At 69.7% G+C, this 14,193-nt stretch carries 12 protein-coding genes; 6 read left to right on the top strand and 6 right to left on the bottom strand.

The window, feature by feature from the left end; translation table 11 throughout:
- Nucleotides 1–2 precede the first annotated feature (2 nt).
- Together IP92_RS20515 and IP92_RS20510 are read right to left on the bottom strand one after the other, a co-directional pair.
- A complete protein-coding gene (locus IP92_RS20515; RefSeq protein WP_145878519.1) occupies nt 3–893 on the bottom strand; it encodes an AraC family transcriptional regulator in 891 nt (296 codons plus the stop codon).
- Between the two features lie 147 nt (nt 894–1,040).
- Nucleotides 1,041–2,441 (bottom strand): aminotransferase-like domain-containing protein, encoded by a 1,401-nt coding sequence (locus tag IP92_RS20510; RefSeq protein WP_199271851.1) that lies wholly within the window; start codon nt 2,439–2,441, stop codon nt 1,041–1,043.
- A gap of 214 nt (nt 2,442–2,655) precedes the next feature.
- Between IP92_RS20510 and IP92_RS20505 the strand changes: the two genes are divergently transcribed.
- On the top strand, nt 2,656–2,841 hold the full coding sequence (locus IP92_RS20505; RefSeq protein WP_371860948.1) for a hypothetical protein: 186 nt from the start codon (nt 2,656–2,658) through the stop codon (nt 2,839–2,841).
- 107 nt (nt 2,842–2,948) lie between these two features.
- On the opposite strand, the gene IP92_RS20500 is transcribed toward IP92_RS20505, so the two are convergent.
- Genes IP92_RS20500 through IP92_RS20485 form a run of 4 tightly spaced genes read right to left on the bottom strand, consistent with a single transcriptional unit; the run spans nt 2,949 to nt 6,711 of the window.
- On the bottom strand, nt 2,949–5,117 hold the full coding sequence (locus tag IP92_RS20500) for a copper-transporting P-type ATPase (RefSeq protein WP_145878515.1): 2,169 nt from the start codon (nt 5,115–5,117) through the stop codon (nt 2,949–2,951).
- A gap of 31 nt (nt 5,118–5,148) precedes the next feature.
- Nucleotides 5,149–6,009 carry a CopD family protein gene (locus tag IP92_RS20495; protein WP_145878513.1) on the bottom strand — a complete coding sequence of 287 codons (861 nt, stop codon included), beginning with the start codon at nt 6,007–6,009 and terminating at the stop codon, nt 5,149–5,151.
- 1 nt (nt 6,010) lies between these two features.
- Nucleotides 6,011–6,367, bottom strand: a complete 357-nt coding sequence (locus IP92_RS20490) for a copper resistance CopC family protein (protein ID WP_145878511.1) — start codon at nt 6,365–6,367, stop codon at nt 6,011–6,013.
- Nucleotides 6,368–6,378: 11 nt separating this feature from the next.
- Nucleotides 6,379–6,711 (bottom strand): copper-binding protein, encoded by a 333-nt coding sequence (locus tag IP92_RS20485; RefSeq protein WP_145878508.1) that lies wholly within the window; start codon nt 6,709–6,711, stop codon nt 6,379–6,381.
- Between the two features lie 137 nt (nt 6,712–6,848).
- Between IP92_RS20485 and IP92_RS20480 the strand changes: the two genes are divergently transcribed.
- The 5 genes from IP92_RS20480 (at nt 6,849) to IP92_RS20460 (ending at nt 14,017) form a co-directional block, all read left to right on the top strand.
- Nucleotides 6,849–7,217: a hypothetical protein gene (locus IP92_RS20480; protein WP_145878506.1), complete on the top strand. Its 369-nt coding sequence runs from the start codon at nt 6,849–6,851 to the stop codon at nt 7,215–7,217.
- Between the two features lie 70 nt (nt 7,218–7,287).
- Nucleotides 7,288–8,544: a TolC family protein gene (locus IP92_RS20475; protein ID WP_158206848.1), complete on the top strand. Its 1,257-nt coding sequence runs from the start codon at nt 7,288–7,290 to the stop codon at nt 8,542–8,544.
- On the top strand, nt 8,541–9,998 hold the full coding sequence (locus IP92_RS20470) for an efflux RND transporter periplasmic adaptor subunit (protein WP_145878501.1): 1,458 nt from the start codon (nt 8,541–8,543) through the stop codon (nt 9,996–9,998). Before IP92_RS20475 ends, IP92_RS20470 begins: the two co-directional genes overlap by 4 nt.
- Nucleotides 9,995–13,147: an efflux RND transporter permease subunit gene (locus IP92_RS20465; RefSeq protein ID WP_145878499.1), complete on the top strand. Its 3,153-nt coding sequence runs from the start codon at nt 9,995–9,997 to the stop codon at nt 13,145–13,147. The genes IP92_RS20470 and IP92_RS20465 overlap by 4 nt, the downstream gene beginning before the upstream one ends.
- A 213-nt stretch (nt 13,148–13,360) precedes the next feature.
- On the top strand, nt 13,361–14,017 hold the full coding sequence (locus tag IP92_RS20460) for an FxDxF family PEP-CTERM protein (RefSeq protein WP_229418882.1): 657 nt from the start codon (nt 13,361–13,363) through the stop codon (nt 14,015–14,017).
- The last annotated feature ends 176 nt before the right edge of the window (nt 14,018–14,193 follow it).

The raw sequence follows: 14,193 nt of genomic DNA, 5'->3' as shown, positions 1-14,193 counted from the left end.
CCTCAAGCGAAGACCGGCAGTGCGCGGATCTTCTCGATGTCGCGCTTCGGCGGCAGGCCGAAGCGGCGCGCATACTCGCGGGAGAACTGCGACGGACTCTCGTACCCCACCTGGAACCCGGCCGTGGCCGCGTCCAGCGCCTGCGCCAGCATCAGCCGGCGCGCTTCCTGCAGCCGGATCTGCTTCTGGTACTGCAAGGGGCTCATCGAGGTAACGGTGCGGAAGTGCTCGTGGAAGCTCGATGTGCTCATGTTGACCTGCGCCGCCATCTCCTCGACCCGGAGCGTGCGCGCGTAATTGGACTTGATCCACACGATGGCCCGGTTGATGCGCGCCAGCTTGCTGTCGGCGTACGCGATCTGGCGCAGCCGGTCGGACTGTTCGCCCATCAGCAGCCGGTACAGGATTTCGCGTTCGGCCGGCGGCGCGAGGAAGCGGCGCTCGCCTTCCGAAGCGTCCAGCAGCCCGGCCAGCCGCACGACGGCATCGAGCAGTTGCGGTGGCGCAGAGCTGACCGCCACCCCGACTGCCGGTGCGTCATCGGCGCTGGCATTCGGTGCGGCATCCTCGATCACGGTGGCGATCGTCGCCGGGTCCAGGTCCAGCCGCAGGCACAGGTAGGGCGCCGCGGCGGACGCATCGAGCACCTGCCCCGTGATCGGCAGCTCGGCGCTGACGATCAGGAACTGGCGCGGCGCATACAGCCAGGCCTGTTCGCCGAGCATCGTCTGCTTGCGGCCTTGGGCGATGAAGCAGACGGCTGGTTGGTGGATGACGGGAATCGGCTCGGTCGGCGTAACGGAGCGCAGCACGTGCACCCGCGACAGCGCGGTAGCGTGCGCGCCATCGTGGGGCGCATGGCGTTTCAGAATGTCGGCAAGTTTGTCGATCATCGCAAGCCTCATCAGGGATGCCGGCCATCCTTGGCCGGCCGCGGAACTCCGGGCCGGATTGTAGCGTGAAACTCCGGCCGCCGCGCGATGCCGTGACCGTCACGGATCGATGCGATGGGTTTTACCATAACCGATCTCCCTGGACATTCACACCACCGCGGCACTGACCGACTCGGGCCGCCGGGCAAGCAGGTCGGACAGCCGCTCGAGCCCCGCCTGCAGGCGTCCACGGTCCCGGATGCTGCCCAGACAGATCCGAATGGCGTTCACGGCGCCGCCACCAGTGGCGAATGCCTCCGCCGGCGTGACCGCGATGCCCGCGCTGTCGGCGGCACGTGCCAGCTGCGACGAATTCCAGTACGCCGGCAGCTCGAGCCATGCATGCAGGCCGTCCCCGGCGCCGCCGTAGCGCCCCGCCAGGATAGCGCGCGCCATACGGTGGCGCAGGCGCGTCTCGTTGCGCACCCCCTCCAACAATCTTCCAGCCGAACCGTCGAGGATCCACTGCGTGGCCAGTGCGGCCGACAGCGGAGCGACCATCAGTGCGAACGACCGCAGCGCAACGAGGAACCGTTCACGCTCCTGCGGATCGGGTATCAGCACGAAGGCGACGCGCAAGCCGGGCGTCAGGCATTTCGACAAGGTCGCGATGTAGTACACCTGTTCCGGGGCAAACGTGGTGATCGGAGGTGGCGGGGCATCGGCAAGGAGCCAGTAGGGATCGTCCTCGACGATGCGTACGTTGCAGCGTTTTGCGATGCCGGCCAGCTCCCTGCGCCGGCGTGCCGGCATGGTGACGGCGGTCGGGTTCTGCAATGTGGGATTGAGGTACACCAGCACCGGCTTGTGCTGACGGCACGCTTCCTCGAACAGTTCGGGCTGCATGCCGTGGGTGTCCGCCTGCACCGGCACGATGTGCCGGCCGAATTGCGTCGCCGCGGCTCGCAAGCCGGGATAACTCATCGGCTCTGCCAGGATGACGTCGCCCGGCTTCGTCAGCGCAAGCATCAACGCGGCGATCGCAGCTTGCGCACCCGGACAGACAACCACCTGCCCGGCATCCGGCTGGCCGAACATCGGCTCGATCCATCTGGCGCCGGCCTGGCGGTCGGCATCGCTTCCTCCACCCAGGTGGTAAGTCATCAGCAACTCGTTATCCGCCCGCATCAGGACTTGGGAGAGCCCTTGTTGCAACATGTCGTCGAAGTCCACGCCATCCGGCGGTGGTGGGGTATTCATGCTCAGGTCGAGGATCGGCGTCAATTCGACCTTCGGCGCCGCGACATACGTGCCGCGCGCGCCACGGCCTTCCAGCAGGTGGCGGCGCCTCGCTTCGTCATAGGCGCGCGTGACCGTCGTCAGGTCGACGTCCAGCTGCGCCGCCAGGTGGCGTTGCGGCGGCAGGCGGTCGCCCGGTTTCAGCGATCCGTTTGCCACCGCCGCCTGCAACGCATCCGCGATCTGTAGAAAACGCGGCCCGCCGTGCACGGCCAGGCGCGGCAGCCAGCCCGGCAACTCCGCATCTTGTATGGTTTTCAACTGGGACATTTTGTCTCAATGTATGGAAATTGCTTTGAAGTAGTATGCCTCAGCGCGTGCAGGCACACCATCTTGCATGACAGTCGCCGGCGAAGCCGAAGCAGCGTCTCGTGTTCGTGCCCGTCGCGATGGACAGAGTCAAACAATAGCCAGGAAATACGCAAGCATGGATTGGGTCCCGATAGTCTTCGTCACGTTCAAGGTTCTCGTGTTAGGCACGGGCATGTTCTTCGCCATCAAATGGCATTACGATCAAGGGAAGAAAGACAAGGACAAGGAGAAGGAAAAACGCGCGGTGTTGCGCGCAGCCGGCCAGGTGGCCGTGGTCTTCGTGCTGGCACTCGCGGGCCTGGGCGTGTTCGCCTTCGCCCTTCTCAGGACGCTCGGTAACGACTTGCCGCTGCCATGATGGCAAAGCGTCGCCGGCCGATAGCCGTCGAATGCTTGAAACAACCGTGGACGCGCGGCGCACGTCCGTGACACACCGGTTTGGCGGCGTGCCGCCATGGTCGCCGGCTAGCGGCCAGCCCGCAGGCGCAACGCGTTGGCAATCACCGACACGGAACTGAGGCTCATCGCCAGCGCCGCCAGCATCGGCGACAGCAGTTGCCCCGTGAACGGATACAGCACGCCGGCGGCAACGGGAATGCCCAGCGCGTTGTAGACGAAGGCAAACGCCAGGTTCTGCCGCATATTGCGCACCGTCGCCACCGAGATCGCCCGCGCCGCCGCGATGCCGCGCAGGTCGCCCTTCACGAGCGCCAGGTGGGCGCTGCTGATCGCCACGTCCGTGCCGGTGCCCATCGCGATGCCGACGTCCGCCTTGGCCAGCGCCGGGGCGTCGTTGATGCCGTCGCCCGCCATCGCCACGACCTTGCCACCCCGCTGCAGCTGCTCGACAAGCGCCAGCTTGTCCCGCGGTTTCACTTCGCCGTGGACTTCGTCGATGCCCAGCCGTGCGGCCACCGAGCGGGCCGTCGTGACGCCGTCGCCGGTCGCCATCACGACGCGCAAGCCGTCTTCGCGCAGCGCCGTCAACGCTTCCGGCGTCGTCGCCTTGACGGGGTCCGCCACGGCCAGCAGGCCGGCGATGCGGCCATCGACGGCCAGGTACATCACGCTCGCGCCTTCTCCGCGCAGCCGCTCCGCATCCGTCGCCAGCACGCGCCAGTCGACGCCGTCGGCATCCATCAATGCCGTGTTGCCCAGTGCGATGCGCTGGCCCTGGATGCTGCCGCGCACGCCGATGCCGCTGGCCGATTCGAACGCTTCCGGTTTTGCCAGCGCGAGGGCGCGCTCCTGCGCCTCGCGCACGATCGCATGTGCCAGTGGGTGTTCGCTGCCCTGGTCGATGCTTGCGGCGAGGCGCAGCACGTCGTCCGCACCGAAGCCCGGGGCGGCGGCGACGTCTCGAAACGCGGGCTTGCCTTCGGTGAGCGTGCCCGTCTTGTCGACAATCAGCGTGTCGACCTTGCGCAGCCCCTCGATCGCCGCGGCATCGCGGAACAGGATGCCGCGGGTGGCGGCCTGCCCGGTGGCGGCCATGATCGACATCGGCGTGGCCAGGCCCAGCGCGCACGGGCAGGCGATGATCAGCACGGCCACGGCGTTGACGAAGCCATACACCCAGCTCGGTTCCGGCCCGTACACGCCCCAGGCCAGCAGCGTCGCCACGGCGATCGCGACGACGGCGGCGACGAAGTAGCCGGCCACGACGTCGGCCAGGCGCTGCATCGGTGCGCGCGAGCGCTGCGCCTGCGCGACCATCTGCACGATCTGCGCCAGCATCGTGTCGCTGCCGACCTTCTCGGCCCGGATCACCAGGCTGCCGCTCGTGTTGATCGTGGCGCCGATCACCCGGTCGCCCGGCCGCTTCGCGACGGGCAGCGGCTCGCCCGTCAGCATCGATTCGTCCACCGAGCTGTCGCCTTCCGTCACGAGGCCGTCGACGGGCACCTTCTCGCCCGGCCGCACGCGCAGCGCGTCGCCGATGTGCACGTGCGCCAGCGGCACGTCTTCCTCGCGCCCATCGGCATCGATGCGGCGTGCCGTCTTCGGCGCGAGGCCCAGCAGCGCCTTGATCGCGGACGACGTCTGCGAGCGCGCGCGCAATTCCAGGATCTGGCCCAGCAATGTCAGCGACACGATCACGGCGGCCGCCTCGAAGTAGACGGCGATGCGGCCATGTGCCGCGAACGCCTGCGGGAACAGGCCGGGGGCCAGCGTGGCAGCCACGCTGTAGACCCAGGCGGCCAGCACGCCGGAGCCGATCAGCGTCCACATGTTCGGGCGCAGGTGCAGCAGCGACTGGCCCCAGCGCACGAAGAACGGCCAGCCGGCCCACAGCACCACGGGCGTGCTGAGGGCCAGCTCGACGAGGCTCTGGTGCGGCACGCCGCCCGGGAACAGCAGGTGGCCGAACATCGCCAGCGCGAATACGAGCACCGTCAGCGGCAAGGTCCAGCGGAAGCGCCGTCTGAAGTCCGCCAGTTCCGGGTTTTCGTCCTCGTCCAGCGCCGGCAGCACGGGCTCCAGCGCCATGCCGCAGATCGGGCACGCACCGGGCCGCGGCTGGCGGATCTGCGGGTGCATCGGACAGGTGTAGACAGTGCCTTCGGCCGCCGGCTGGGCTGCCGGTGCGTGCATTGCATGATGGTCGTGCCGATGTGGTTCACTGCCGTGCATGATGCGCCTCCTGTCCGATGAGGGTTGCCGTTCACATGGCTGCCGGCGGCTGCTGCACGGTCAGCAGCGCCGCCGCGGCCACTGCGCCCAGCAGCAAGACGGATTCGATGCGCAGCACGCGGCGTACGGTGCCGATGCCCGCGGCCGTCGGGCTTGCCGCCGGCAGGCCGAAGTACTTGTTCCACGCACCGAGCGCCAGCGCCACGGCCACCAGCGCGACCTTTGCCAGCAAGGTCCAGCCATACGCCGTGTGTACCAGCGGGGCCGCGCCGCCGAGCCGCTGCCAGGCGCTGTAGACGCCTGTCGCGCCCAGCGCCACGACCGCCAGGGTGGCACCCAGCGACATGCGTTCCAGGTAGCCCTGCGCCGCTTGCGGCACCATGCCGGGAGCCAGCACGTGCCAGCCGGAGACGAGCACGACGCCCGTCCAGACGGCGATCGCCAGCAGGTGGACCGTTTCCGCCACGTGCGGCACCGTCCCGTAGCCCCCTTCGCCGGCATGGCCCATCGAGGCGCGCACGGCGGCAAAGGCAAGCAGCAACGCGAGGACGACCGCGTCGCCGCGGCCGGTCCACCGCACCGCCAGCAGCAGCAACAGCAAAAGCAGCAGCACGCAGCCGGCGTGGCCGTGCGCCGTCGACGTCAGCATCGTCCACAACATGCTGCCCGCCTCGGCCAGCGGCAGGCCGCCCATCATCGCCGTGGCCGTCCACATTGCCGCCAGCGTGGCGGCGAGCGCCAGCACGGCGGCCGCCATGTCGGCGTGGCGCAGGCCGGCCGGTACCGCGCCGGCCGCCAGCCAGCGGCGCGCGCACCACGATCCCGCCAGCCAGCTGAACGCCAACGTCAGCAGCGCGGCGGCCCCCGCCTGCAGCAATGCGGCGTCATCCAACTCACTGCACCGTGAACGTGAACGAGCCGGTGCGGCGGTGGCCGTCGCGGCCGGCGACCGCCCACTTGACCGTGTAGGCACCGCTGCGCAGCGCGGGCGTTTCGAGCCGCACGATGGCCGGTTGCGCGGCGTCCACCCGGGCCTTGCCCGCCACGGCGCTCTTGCCGGCGGCATCCAGCACCGTCACGGACGAAAACGCCGGCTCGAGCGCTTCGTTGAACGTCAGCGCGACCTGCGCGGGCGGTGCCGCCAGCGTGGCACCTGCCGCCGGGTCGGAGCTCTTCAGCACCGCATGGGCACCGGCAGCGGAACTGGCCAGCAGCGCAACGGCGGCGATGGCGATCCGGAATGGGCGCATCGTGGCGCTCCTCACTCTGCCTTCTCGATCGCCGTCACGGCCAGCGCGCCATCGACGCGCTCGGCGCGGAAGCGCACCTTATCGCCTTGCCGCACCTTGTCGAGCATGGCGCGGTCGCGCACGCGGAACACCATCGTCATCGCCGGCATGCCCAGGTTCCGGAGCTCGCCGTGCTGGATCGTGACCTTGCCCGCCTCCTTGTCGACCTTCTTGATTTCGCCACCGGTCAGCGCGGTGTCGGCGGCCGGTGCCGATGCAGCCTGCTGCGCGTGCGCGGCCGGGCCCTGCACGGTCGCGGACAAGCCGATCAGCGCGGCGGCGAGGTAGTGGTGGGTCTTGCTCATGGGTTCCTCTGACGTAGTTGATGGATGGCGCCCACGTTACACCTTCCCACGGGAGGAAGGTCAAGAGGTGCCTGCAAATGCGTGCTACGCCTTATGAACTACTATCGGTCCGGCCGGACTTTCACTACACTAGCGCCATGCGCCGCACCTTTCCATCCCTGTTCCGCTGGCTCGCCATCGTGCTGCTCGTGACGTTCACGAACGCCGCGCTGGCGATGGCCGCCTATGTATGCCCCGAGCAGACGGTGGGCGCGCGGATGATGGCGGACATGCCGTGCGCCGGCATGGATATGGAAAAGCCCGTGCACTGCGCCGAGCACAAGGCCGGCACGAAGGCCGCGCCCGAACAGGGCGGCGCACCCGTGCTGGTACCGGCGGCCCTCGCGTTCGCGATCCCGCTGCCGCGCCCGCGCGTGGCAGGTACCGACGTCATCGCCCATGCGGCAACGCCGCTCGATGCCGGCACCGATCCCCCTTACCTGCGCACCCTCCGGCTCAGGATCTGACACTTCCCTTCCCGTTTCGCCGGCAGGCATCGCGCCTGTGCCGGTGCTCGTCCATTCTTTTGGGGGAAGTATGTTCACCATCGTTACACCGCGCCTGCGCTTGACCGCGCTCGCGCTGCTCATTGTTGCGCCGTGGCCGGCGCATACCCAGCCCGGGCCAACGTTTGCCCAGGCGCTGCGGCGCGCCGCCCACGTCTCGGCAGCCACCCAGGCCGCGCAGGCCGCCGAGGACGCGGCCGCGCAAACCGCCGCCCGCGCCGGCCAGCTGCCCGATCCGATGCTGAAGATCGGCATCGACAACCTGCCCGTCTCGGGCCCGGACCGTTTCACGACGAGCGGCGAACCGATGACGATGCGCCGCATCGGCATCGAACAGCAGTGGGTCTCGGCCGACAAGCGCCAGGCCCGCGCCACGCGCGCCACCCGCGCGGTGGCGGCCGAGCAGGCCGCGACGCGGCAAACGGCAGCGCAGGTGCGCGAGGAAGCCGGCAAGGCCTGGCTGGACCTGTTCCATGCGCAGCGCGCGGCCGAACTGGCCAGCCAGCTGGCCGACGAGATGCGGCGCGACCTGGCCGGCGTGCAGGCCGCGCACCGCGGCGCGAAAGCCGGCGCCGCCGACGTGCTGCAGGCGCGCATGGCGCTGGCGCAGGCCGAGGACGATGCGGCCGGCGCCGAGCAGGAACGCCGCACCGCCGCCGTGCGGCTGGCGCGCTGGCTGCAAGAACCTGTCGATACGGTCGACGGCGCGCCGCCCGCCTACACCGCCGCGCCGGCCGCTGCCGGCACGGCACTGCAACGCCCGGCCGTGCTGGCCGCCCGCCGTGCGATCGACCTGGCCGATGCCGACACCGCCGTCGCCACCCGCGAACGCCACCCCGACTGGACCTTCGAAGCGGGCTTCGGCCAGCGTTCCAGCCGCTACGGCAATATGGTTTCCTTCGGCATCAGCGTGCCGCTGACGGTCGATCGCGCCCAGCGCCAGGACCGCGACGTGGCCGAGAAATCGGCGCTCGGCACGCGCGCCCGCCTGCTGTACGACGACACGCTGCAGGCGCAAGAAGCGCAGGTGCGCCAATTGAGCGAGGAACTGGACAGCCTGAACACGCGCATCGCCCGGCTGGAGGCCGGGCTGCTGCCCGCCGCCGCCGAACAGGTGGAGCTGGCCGTCGCAGCATATCGCAGCGGTGCCGGCAGCCTGTCCGCCGTGTTCCAGGCCCGCCGCGCGCTGCTGGAAAAGCGCCTGCAGATCAACATGCTGGCACGCCAGGCCGGTGCCACGTGGGCGGCCCTGGTGCTGCCGGCAAACGATGAAGGAGACGCGCAATGAACCGGATCATGTGGATCGCCGCGGCGCTCGCCGCCGGGGCCGCGCTGGCCACCGGCGGCTATTGGGCCGGCACCCGGCACACTGCGCAACCGGCCACCGCGCCGGTATCGAAGACGGAACGCAAGGTGCTGTACTGGCACGACCCGATGGTGCCCGGCACCCGCTTCGACAAGCCGGGCAAGAGCCCGTTCATGGACATGCAGCTGGTGCCCGTGTATGCCGACGAGGCGCAAGCCGCCGGCGTGGCGATCGACCCGCGCCAGCGCCAGAACCTGGGCATCCGCTACGCCACCGTGCGCCGCGCGGCGGTGGCCGATGCGCTGAAACTGGTCGGCACGACGCAGTTCGACGAACGCCTCGCCGCCGTCGTGCAAAGCCGCGTCACCGGTTATGTCGAGCGCCTGGAAGCGGATGCGCCGCTGCAGCGCGTGCGCCGCGGCGCGCCCGTCGCCACGCTGTTCGTGCCGGACTGGCTGGCACCGCAGGAGGAATACCTGGCGCTGCGCCGCGCCGGCGACGACGCGCTGGCCGCTGCGGCACGCGAGCGGATGCGCGCGCTGTCGATACCCGATGCGCTCGTGGAACAGGCTGTCCGCACGGGCAAGCCGCAGAGCCGCCTCGTGCTGACGGCACCGGCATCCGGTGTCGTTACCGAACTGGCGGTACGCGCCGGTGCGCAGGTGGCGCCGGGGATGACGCTGGCGAAGATCGCCGGCACCGGCAAGCTGTGGCTGCTGGCGGAAGTGCCGGAAGCGCTGCTCGGCACCGTGCGGCCCGGCATGGCGGTGACGGCCACGGCCGGGACTGCCACCGCGGGCGACCCGGCACGCCGCTACACCGGCAAGGTCGCCGAGATCCTGCCCGGCGTCAGCACGGCGACGCGCACGGCGCAGGCGCGCCTGGAGCTGGACAACGCCGATGGCACACTGGTACCGGGCCAGCTGATGCGCGTGCAGGTCGGCGCCGCGGCACCGGCCGCGCGGCTTGTCGTGCCGGCCGAAGCGGTGATCGACAGCGGCAAGCGCTCCGTCGTGCTGGTTGTCGGGGACGGCGACCGGATTTCGCCGGTAGCCGTCACGACGGGCCGCCAGTTCGGCGACGACATCGAGATCGTCGCCGGCCTGTCCGAAGGCCAGAAGGTGGTCGCTTCCGGCCAGTTCCTGATCGATTCGGAGGCGAACCTGAAGTCGGCGCTGAACCGCCTCGGCCCCACGGCGCCACCGGCGCTCGAGGGCACCGGCGTCGTCGAGGACGTGAGCGCGGAGGCGCTGATGCTGTCGCACGGGCCGATCGCCGCATTGCAATGGCCGGCGATGACGATGGAATTCGCCAAGCCGGCACCGGGCGCGTTCGCCGATGTGAAACCCGGCCAGCGCGTGACGTTCACGTTCCACCAGGAGAAGAGCGGTTACGTGCTCGACAGCGTGACGCCGGTCGCGGGAGCTGCCAAATGATCGCGCGTCTGATCCGGGCGGCGATCGCGCACCGCGTGTGGGTACTGGTCGGGGCGCTCGTGCTGGCCGGCTGGGGTGCGCTGTCGTTGCGCGACACGCCGCTGGACGCGCTGCCCGACCTGTCCGACACGCAGGTGATCATCCGCGCCCAGTACCCGGGCAAGGCGCCGCAGCTGGTGGAGGACCAGGTGACGTATCCGCTCACCAGCGCCCTGCTCGCCGTGCCGGGCGCGAAGACGGTGCGCGGCTATTCGTTCTTCGGCGACTCCTTCGTCTACGTGCTGTTCGACGATGCGACGGACCTGTACTGGGCCCGCTCGCGCGTGCTGGAAGCGCTGGGCCAGGTGCAGGCGCGGCTGCCGGCCGGCGTGCGCGCCGAGCTGGGGCCGGACGGCACCGGCGTCGGCTGGATCTACGAATACGCGCTGGTCGACCGCACGGGCCGGCACGACCTGGGCCAGCTGCGCGCGCTGAACGACTGGTTCCTGCGCTTCGAGCTGAAGACGGTGCAGGACGTGGCGGAAGTGGCCAGCGTCGGCGGCATGGTGCGCCAGTACCAGGTGGTGCTCGACCCGGCGCGGCTGCGCGCATTCGGCATGTCGCATGCGGCCGTGCTGGACGCGCTCGCGAAGGCCAACCAGGAATCGGGCGGCGGCGTGGTCGAGATGGCGGAGACGGAATTCATGGTGCGCTCGCACGGCTACCTGCGTACGCTGGAGGACTTCCGCAACGTCGTGCTGTCCGCATCAAGCACGGGCACGCCGGTGCTGCTGCGCGACGTGGCCACGGTGCGCATCGGCCCGGAGATGCGGCGCGGGATCGCGGAACTGAATGGCGAAGGCGAAGTGGCCGGCGGCATCGTCGTCATGCGCTCGGGGAAGAACGCGCTGGCGACGATCCGCGCCGTCAAGGAGAAACTGGCCGCGCTGGAGGCCGCGCTGCCCGAGGGTGTGCAGGTCGTCACCACGTACGACCGCTCGACGTTGATCGAGGCCTCGGTGGCCAACCTGCGCAACAAGCTGGTCGAGGAATTCGTCGTCGTCGCGATCGTCTGCGCCGTGTTCCTGTTCCACGTGCGCAGCGCGCTGGTGGCGATCGTGTCGCTGCCGCTCGCCGTGCTGGCGGCGTTCGTCGTGATGCGCTGGCAAGGCGTCAACGCGAACATCATGTCGCTGGGCGGCATCGCGATCGCCGTCGGCGCCGCCACCGATGCGGCGCTGGTGCTGATCGAGAACGCCCACAAGCACCTGGAGGCGCATGCGCACACCCACGACGGCGCGCCGCCTTCCGCCGCCGAACGGTGGGAGATCATCGCCACGTCGGCGGCCGAGGTGGGCCCGGCGCTGTTCTTCTCGCTGCTGATCGTCACGCTGTCGTTCATTCCCGTGTTCGGTCTCGAAGCGCAGGAAGGCAAGCTGTTCGCCCCGCTGGCGTACACGAAGACATACACGCTGGCCGCCGCCGCCGCGCTGGCCGTCACCCTGGTGCCCGTGCTGATGGGCTACCTGATCCGCGGCCGCATTCCCGGCGAGGACGCCAACCCGATCAACCGCCTGCTGGTGCGCGGCTACCGCCCGCTGCTGGAAGCGACGCTGCGCCATCCGCGCACGACGCTGGCGATCGCCGGCGCGACACTGGCGCTGACGGCGATTCCGATCTCCCGGCTGGGCGGCGAGTTCCTGCCGCCGCTGGACGAAGGCGACTTGCTGTACATGCCGTCCGCGCTGCCCGGCTTGTCCGCGGCGAAGGCGGCCGAGCTGCTGCAGCAGACCGACCGCCTGATCAAGACGGTGCCGGAAGTGGCGCAGGTGTTCGGCAAGGCGGGCCGCGCCGAATCGGCCACCGATCCCGCGCCGCTCGAGATGTTCGAAACGACGATCCGGTTCAAGCCGCGCGACCAGTGGCGCGCCGGCATGACGCCGGCCAGGCTGGTCGAGGAGCTGGACCGCGTCGTCAAGGTGCCGGGCCTGTCGAACGTGTGGGTGCCGCCGATCCGCAACCGCATCGACATGCTGTCCACCGGGATCAAGACGCCCGTCGGCATCAAGATCGCCGGCCCGCGGCTGGACGAGATCGACCGCATCGCCGCGCAGGTCGAGGCGGCCGTGAAGACGGTGCCGGGCGTGACGTCCGCGCTGGCCGAGCGGCTGCAGGGCGGCCGCTACCTCGACATCGACATCGACCGCGTCGCCGCCGCCCGCTACGGCCTGGCGATCGCCGACGTGCAATCGGTCGTGGCGGCGGCGATCGGCGGCGACAACGTGGGCGAAGTGATCGACGGCCGCCAGCGTTTCCCGATCAGCGTGCGCTATCCGCGCGACTTCCGCGATTCGGTGCAGGGGCTGCGCGAGCTGCCGGTGGTCACGCCGCGCGGCGCGCAGATCCGGCTAGCCGACGTGGCGCGCGTGACGGTGGCCGACGGCCCGCCGATGATCCGCAGCGAGAACGCCAGGCTGTCCGGCTGGGTGTACGTGGACGTGCGCGGCGTCGACCTTGCCACCGCCGTGCGGGCGATGCAGCGCAAGGTGGCCGAACAGGTGCGGCCGCCCGCCGGCTACGCGATCGCGTGGTCCGGGCAGTTCGAATACCTGGAGCGCGCCAGCGCCAAGCTGCGCACCGTGGTGCCGCTGACGTTGCTGGTGATCTTCCTGCTGCTGTACCTGGCGTTCCGCTCGGCCGCCGAGGCGGCGCTGCTGATGCTGACGGTGCCGTTCGCGCTGGTGGGCGGCTTCTGGTTCGTGTGGCTGCTGGGCCACGCCGTGTCGGTGGCCACCGCCGTCGGGTTCATCGCGCTGGCCGGGGTAGCGGCGGAATTCGGCGTCGTGATGATGGTGTATCTGCGCAACGCGCTGGATGCCCGGCTGGCGGCGGGCGGGGCGCCGTCGCCCGCCCTGATCGCCGCGGCAATCCGCGAAGGCGCCGTGCTGCGCGTGCGGCCGAAGGCGATGACGGTGGCCGTGATCCTGGCCGGGCTGCTGCCGATGCTGTTCGGGACGGGTGCGGGCAGCGAGGCGATCGCCCGGATCGCCGCGCCGATGGTGGGCGGCATGGTGACGGCGCCGCTGCTGTCGCTGTTCGTGCTGCCGGCCGCGTGGGGGATGCTGCAGGAGCGCCGGCTCCGGTCGCACACGCGCGCCGGGGCGGCGTGACTTGCCACATGCAAGACGAGGCGCTTGCATGCAGAGACCCGATAGTAACCTTACAGGAAGGCGTGCACGATTACCAACAAAAAATTAAAATATGGTTAATATAATTATTGCAAGCGACACTCAACAGGGGGTACATTGAAAGGGCTTCAGCGCTGAAACAAACCTCCACAAGAAGTCTTCCTTAACCACCGCTACAGGAGCCTTATCGTGCGTATGATGCCTCTCTCAGTGAAGTCCGCAATCGCCTCTGCCGTCCTGCTGCTCGCCGCCTCCGCGGCCCACGCTGAACTCACCACCTATACGAGCCAGGCCGCCTACCTGGCCGCCGTCGGCACGACCGGGGTCGACGATTACGACGACCTGATCGTCGATTCGTTCGAGACCCCGATCGTCCGTTCCGCCGGCGCGATCAGCTACACCGCGAGCGCCGGGCCGGAGTCCACGCTGGCCTATGGCGCGTCCGACGACGAAGTCGATTTCTGGTTCACGACGAACAATCGCCGCGACACGATCACATTCGACCAGTTCAGCAGGAACATCGCCGGCGCCGGCGGCTTCTTCTTCGGCTCCGACCTGTTCGGCTTCTCGACGCCGGCCGATTCGATCACCATCACGGCAACGGACAGCACCGGCGCCTCATTGACCTACACGATCTCCAATCCGGGCCTGAGCTCGTTTGTCGGCTTCGTGTCGAGCGCGAACCTCACTTCACTGTCCTTCAACGTGGGCGACCAGCCGGGCGTGTGGCCCACGGTGAACGACCTGCACCTGTCGGTGGCAGCCGTGCCGGAACCTGAGACGTACGGCATGATGCTGGGCGGCCTGGGCATCCTCGGCTTCCTGGCGCGCCGCCGCCAGCGCAAGGGCTGATCCGGCGCACCGCGGCGCGGCCCCTGGCCGCGCCGTGACACCCGCAACGGGCACCGCGAACCGGTGCCCGTTTTGCGCTGGTTGCTCCCAGCGCAGCCGATTCGATCGCCCCGCGATCGGCAGTCGATCGCACACAGCGGATTCTCATCCGCACCGCCCCTCCCTATGATGCCGCC

The sequence above is a fragment of the Pseudoduganella flava genome (assembly GCF_007830495.1).
GTDB classification, from domain to species: Bacteria; Pseudomonadota; Gammaproteobacteria; order Burkholderiales; family Burkholderiaceae_D; genus Rugamonas; species Rugamonas flava.
This window is presented reverse-complemented; position numbering and strand designations above follow the sequence as displayed.

What these genes read in the sequence shown, in the direction of transcription:
- IP92_RS20500 (WP_145878515.1), bottom strand. Translation starts at nt 5,117, where the DNA reads ATGCACGGCAGTGAACCACATCGGCACGACCATCATGCAATGCACGCA.
- IP92_RS20460 (WP_229418882.1), top strand. Translation starts at nt 13,361, where the DNA reads ATGATGCCTCTCTCAGTGAAGTCCGCAATCGCCTCTGCCGTCCTGCTG.
- IP92_RS20490 (WP_145878511.1), bottom strand. Translation starts at nt 6,367, where the DNA reads ATGCGCCCATTCCGGATCGCCATCGCCGCCGTTGCGCTGCTGGCCAGT.
- IP92_RS20510 (WP_199271851.1), bottom strand. Translation starts at nt 2,441, where the DNA reads ATGTCCCAGTTGAAAACCATACAAGATGCGGAGTTGCCGGGCTGGCTG.
- IP92_RS20480 (WP_145878506.1), top strand. Translation starts at nt 6,849, where the DNA reads ATGCGCCGCACCTTTCCATCCCTGTTCCGCTGGCTCGCCATCGTGCTG.
- IP92_RS20515 (WP_145878519.1), bottom strand. Translation starts at nt 893, where the DNA reads ATGATCGACAAACTTGCCGACATTCTGAAACGCCATGCGCCCCACGAT.
- IP92_RS20475 (WP_158206848.1), top strand. Translation starts at nt 7,288, where the DNA reads ATGTTCACCATCGTTACACCGCGCCTGCGCTTGACCGCGCTCGCGCTG.
- IP92_RS20485 (WP_145878508.1), bottom strand. Translation starts at nt 6,711, where the DNA reads ATGAGCAAGACCCACCACTACCTCGCCGCCGCGCTGATCGGCTTGTCC.
- IP92_RS20470 (WP_145878501.1), top strand. Translation starts at nt 8,541, where the DNA reads ATGAACCGGATCATGTGGATCGCCGCGGCGCTCGCCGCCGGGGCCGCG.
- IP92_RS20465 (WP_145878499.1), top strand. Translation starts at nt 9,995, where the DNA reads ATGATCGCGCGTCTGATCCGGGCGGCGATCGCGCACCGCGTGTGGGTA.
- IP92_RS20505 (WP_371860948.1), top strand. Translation starts at nt 2,656, where the DNA reads ATGTTCTTCGCCATCAAATGGCATTACGATCAAGGGAAGAAAGACAAG.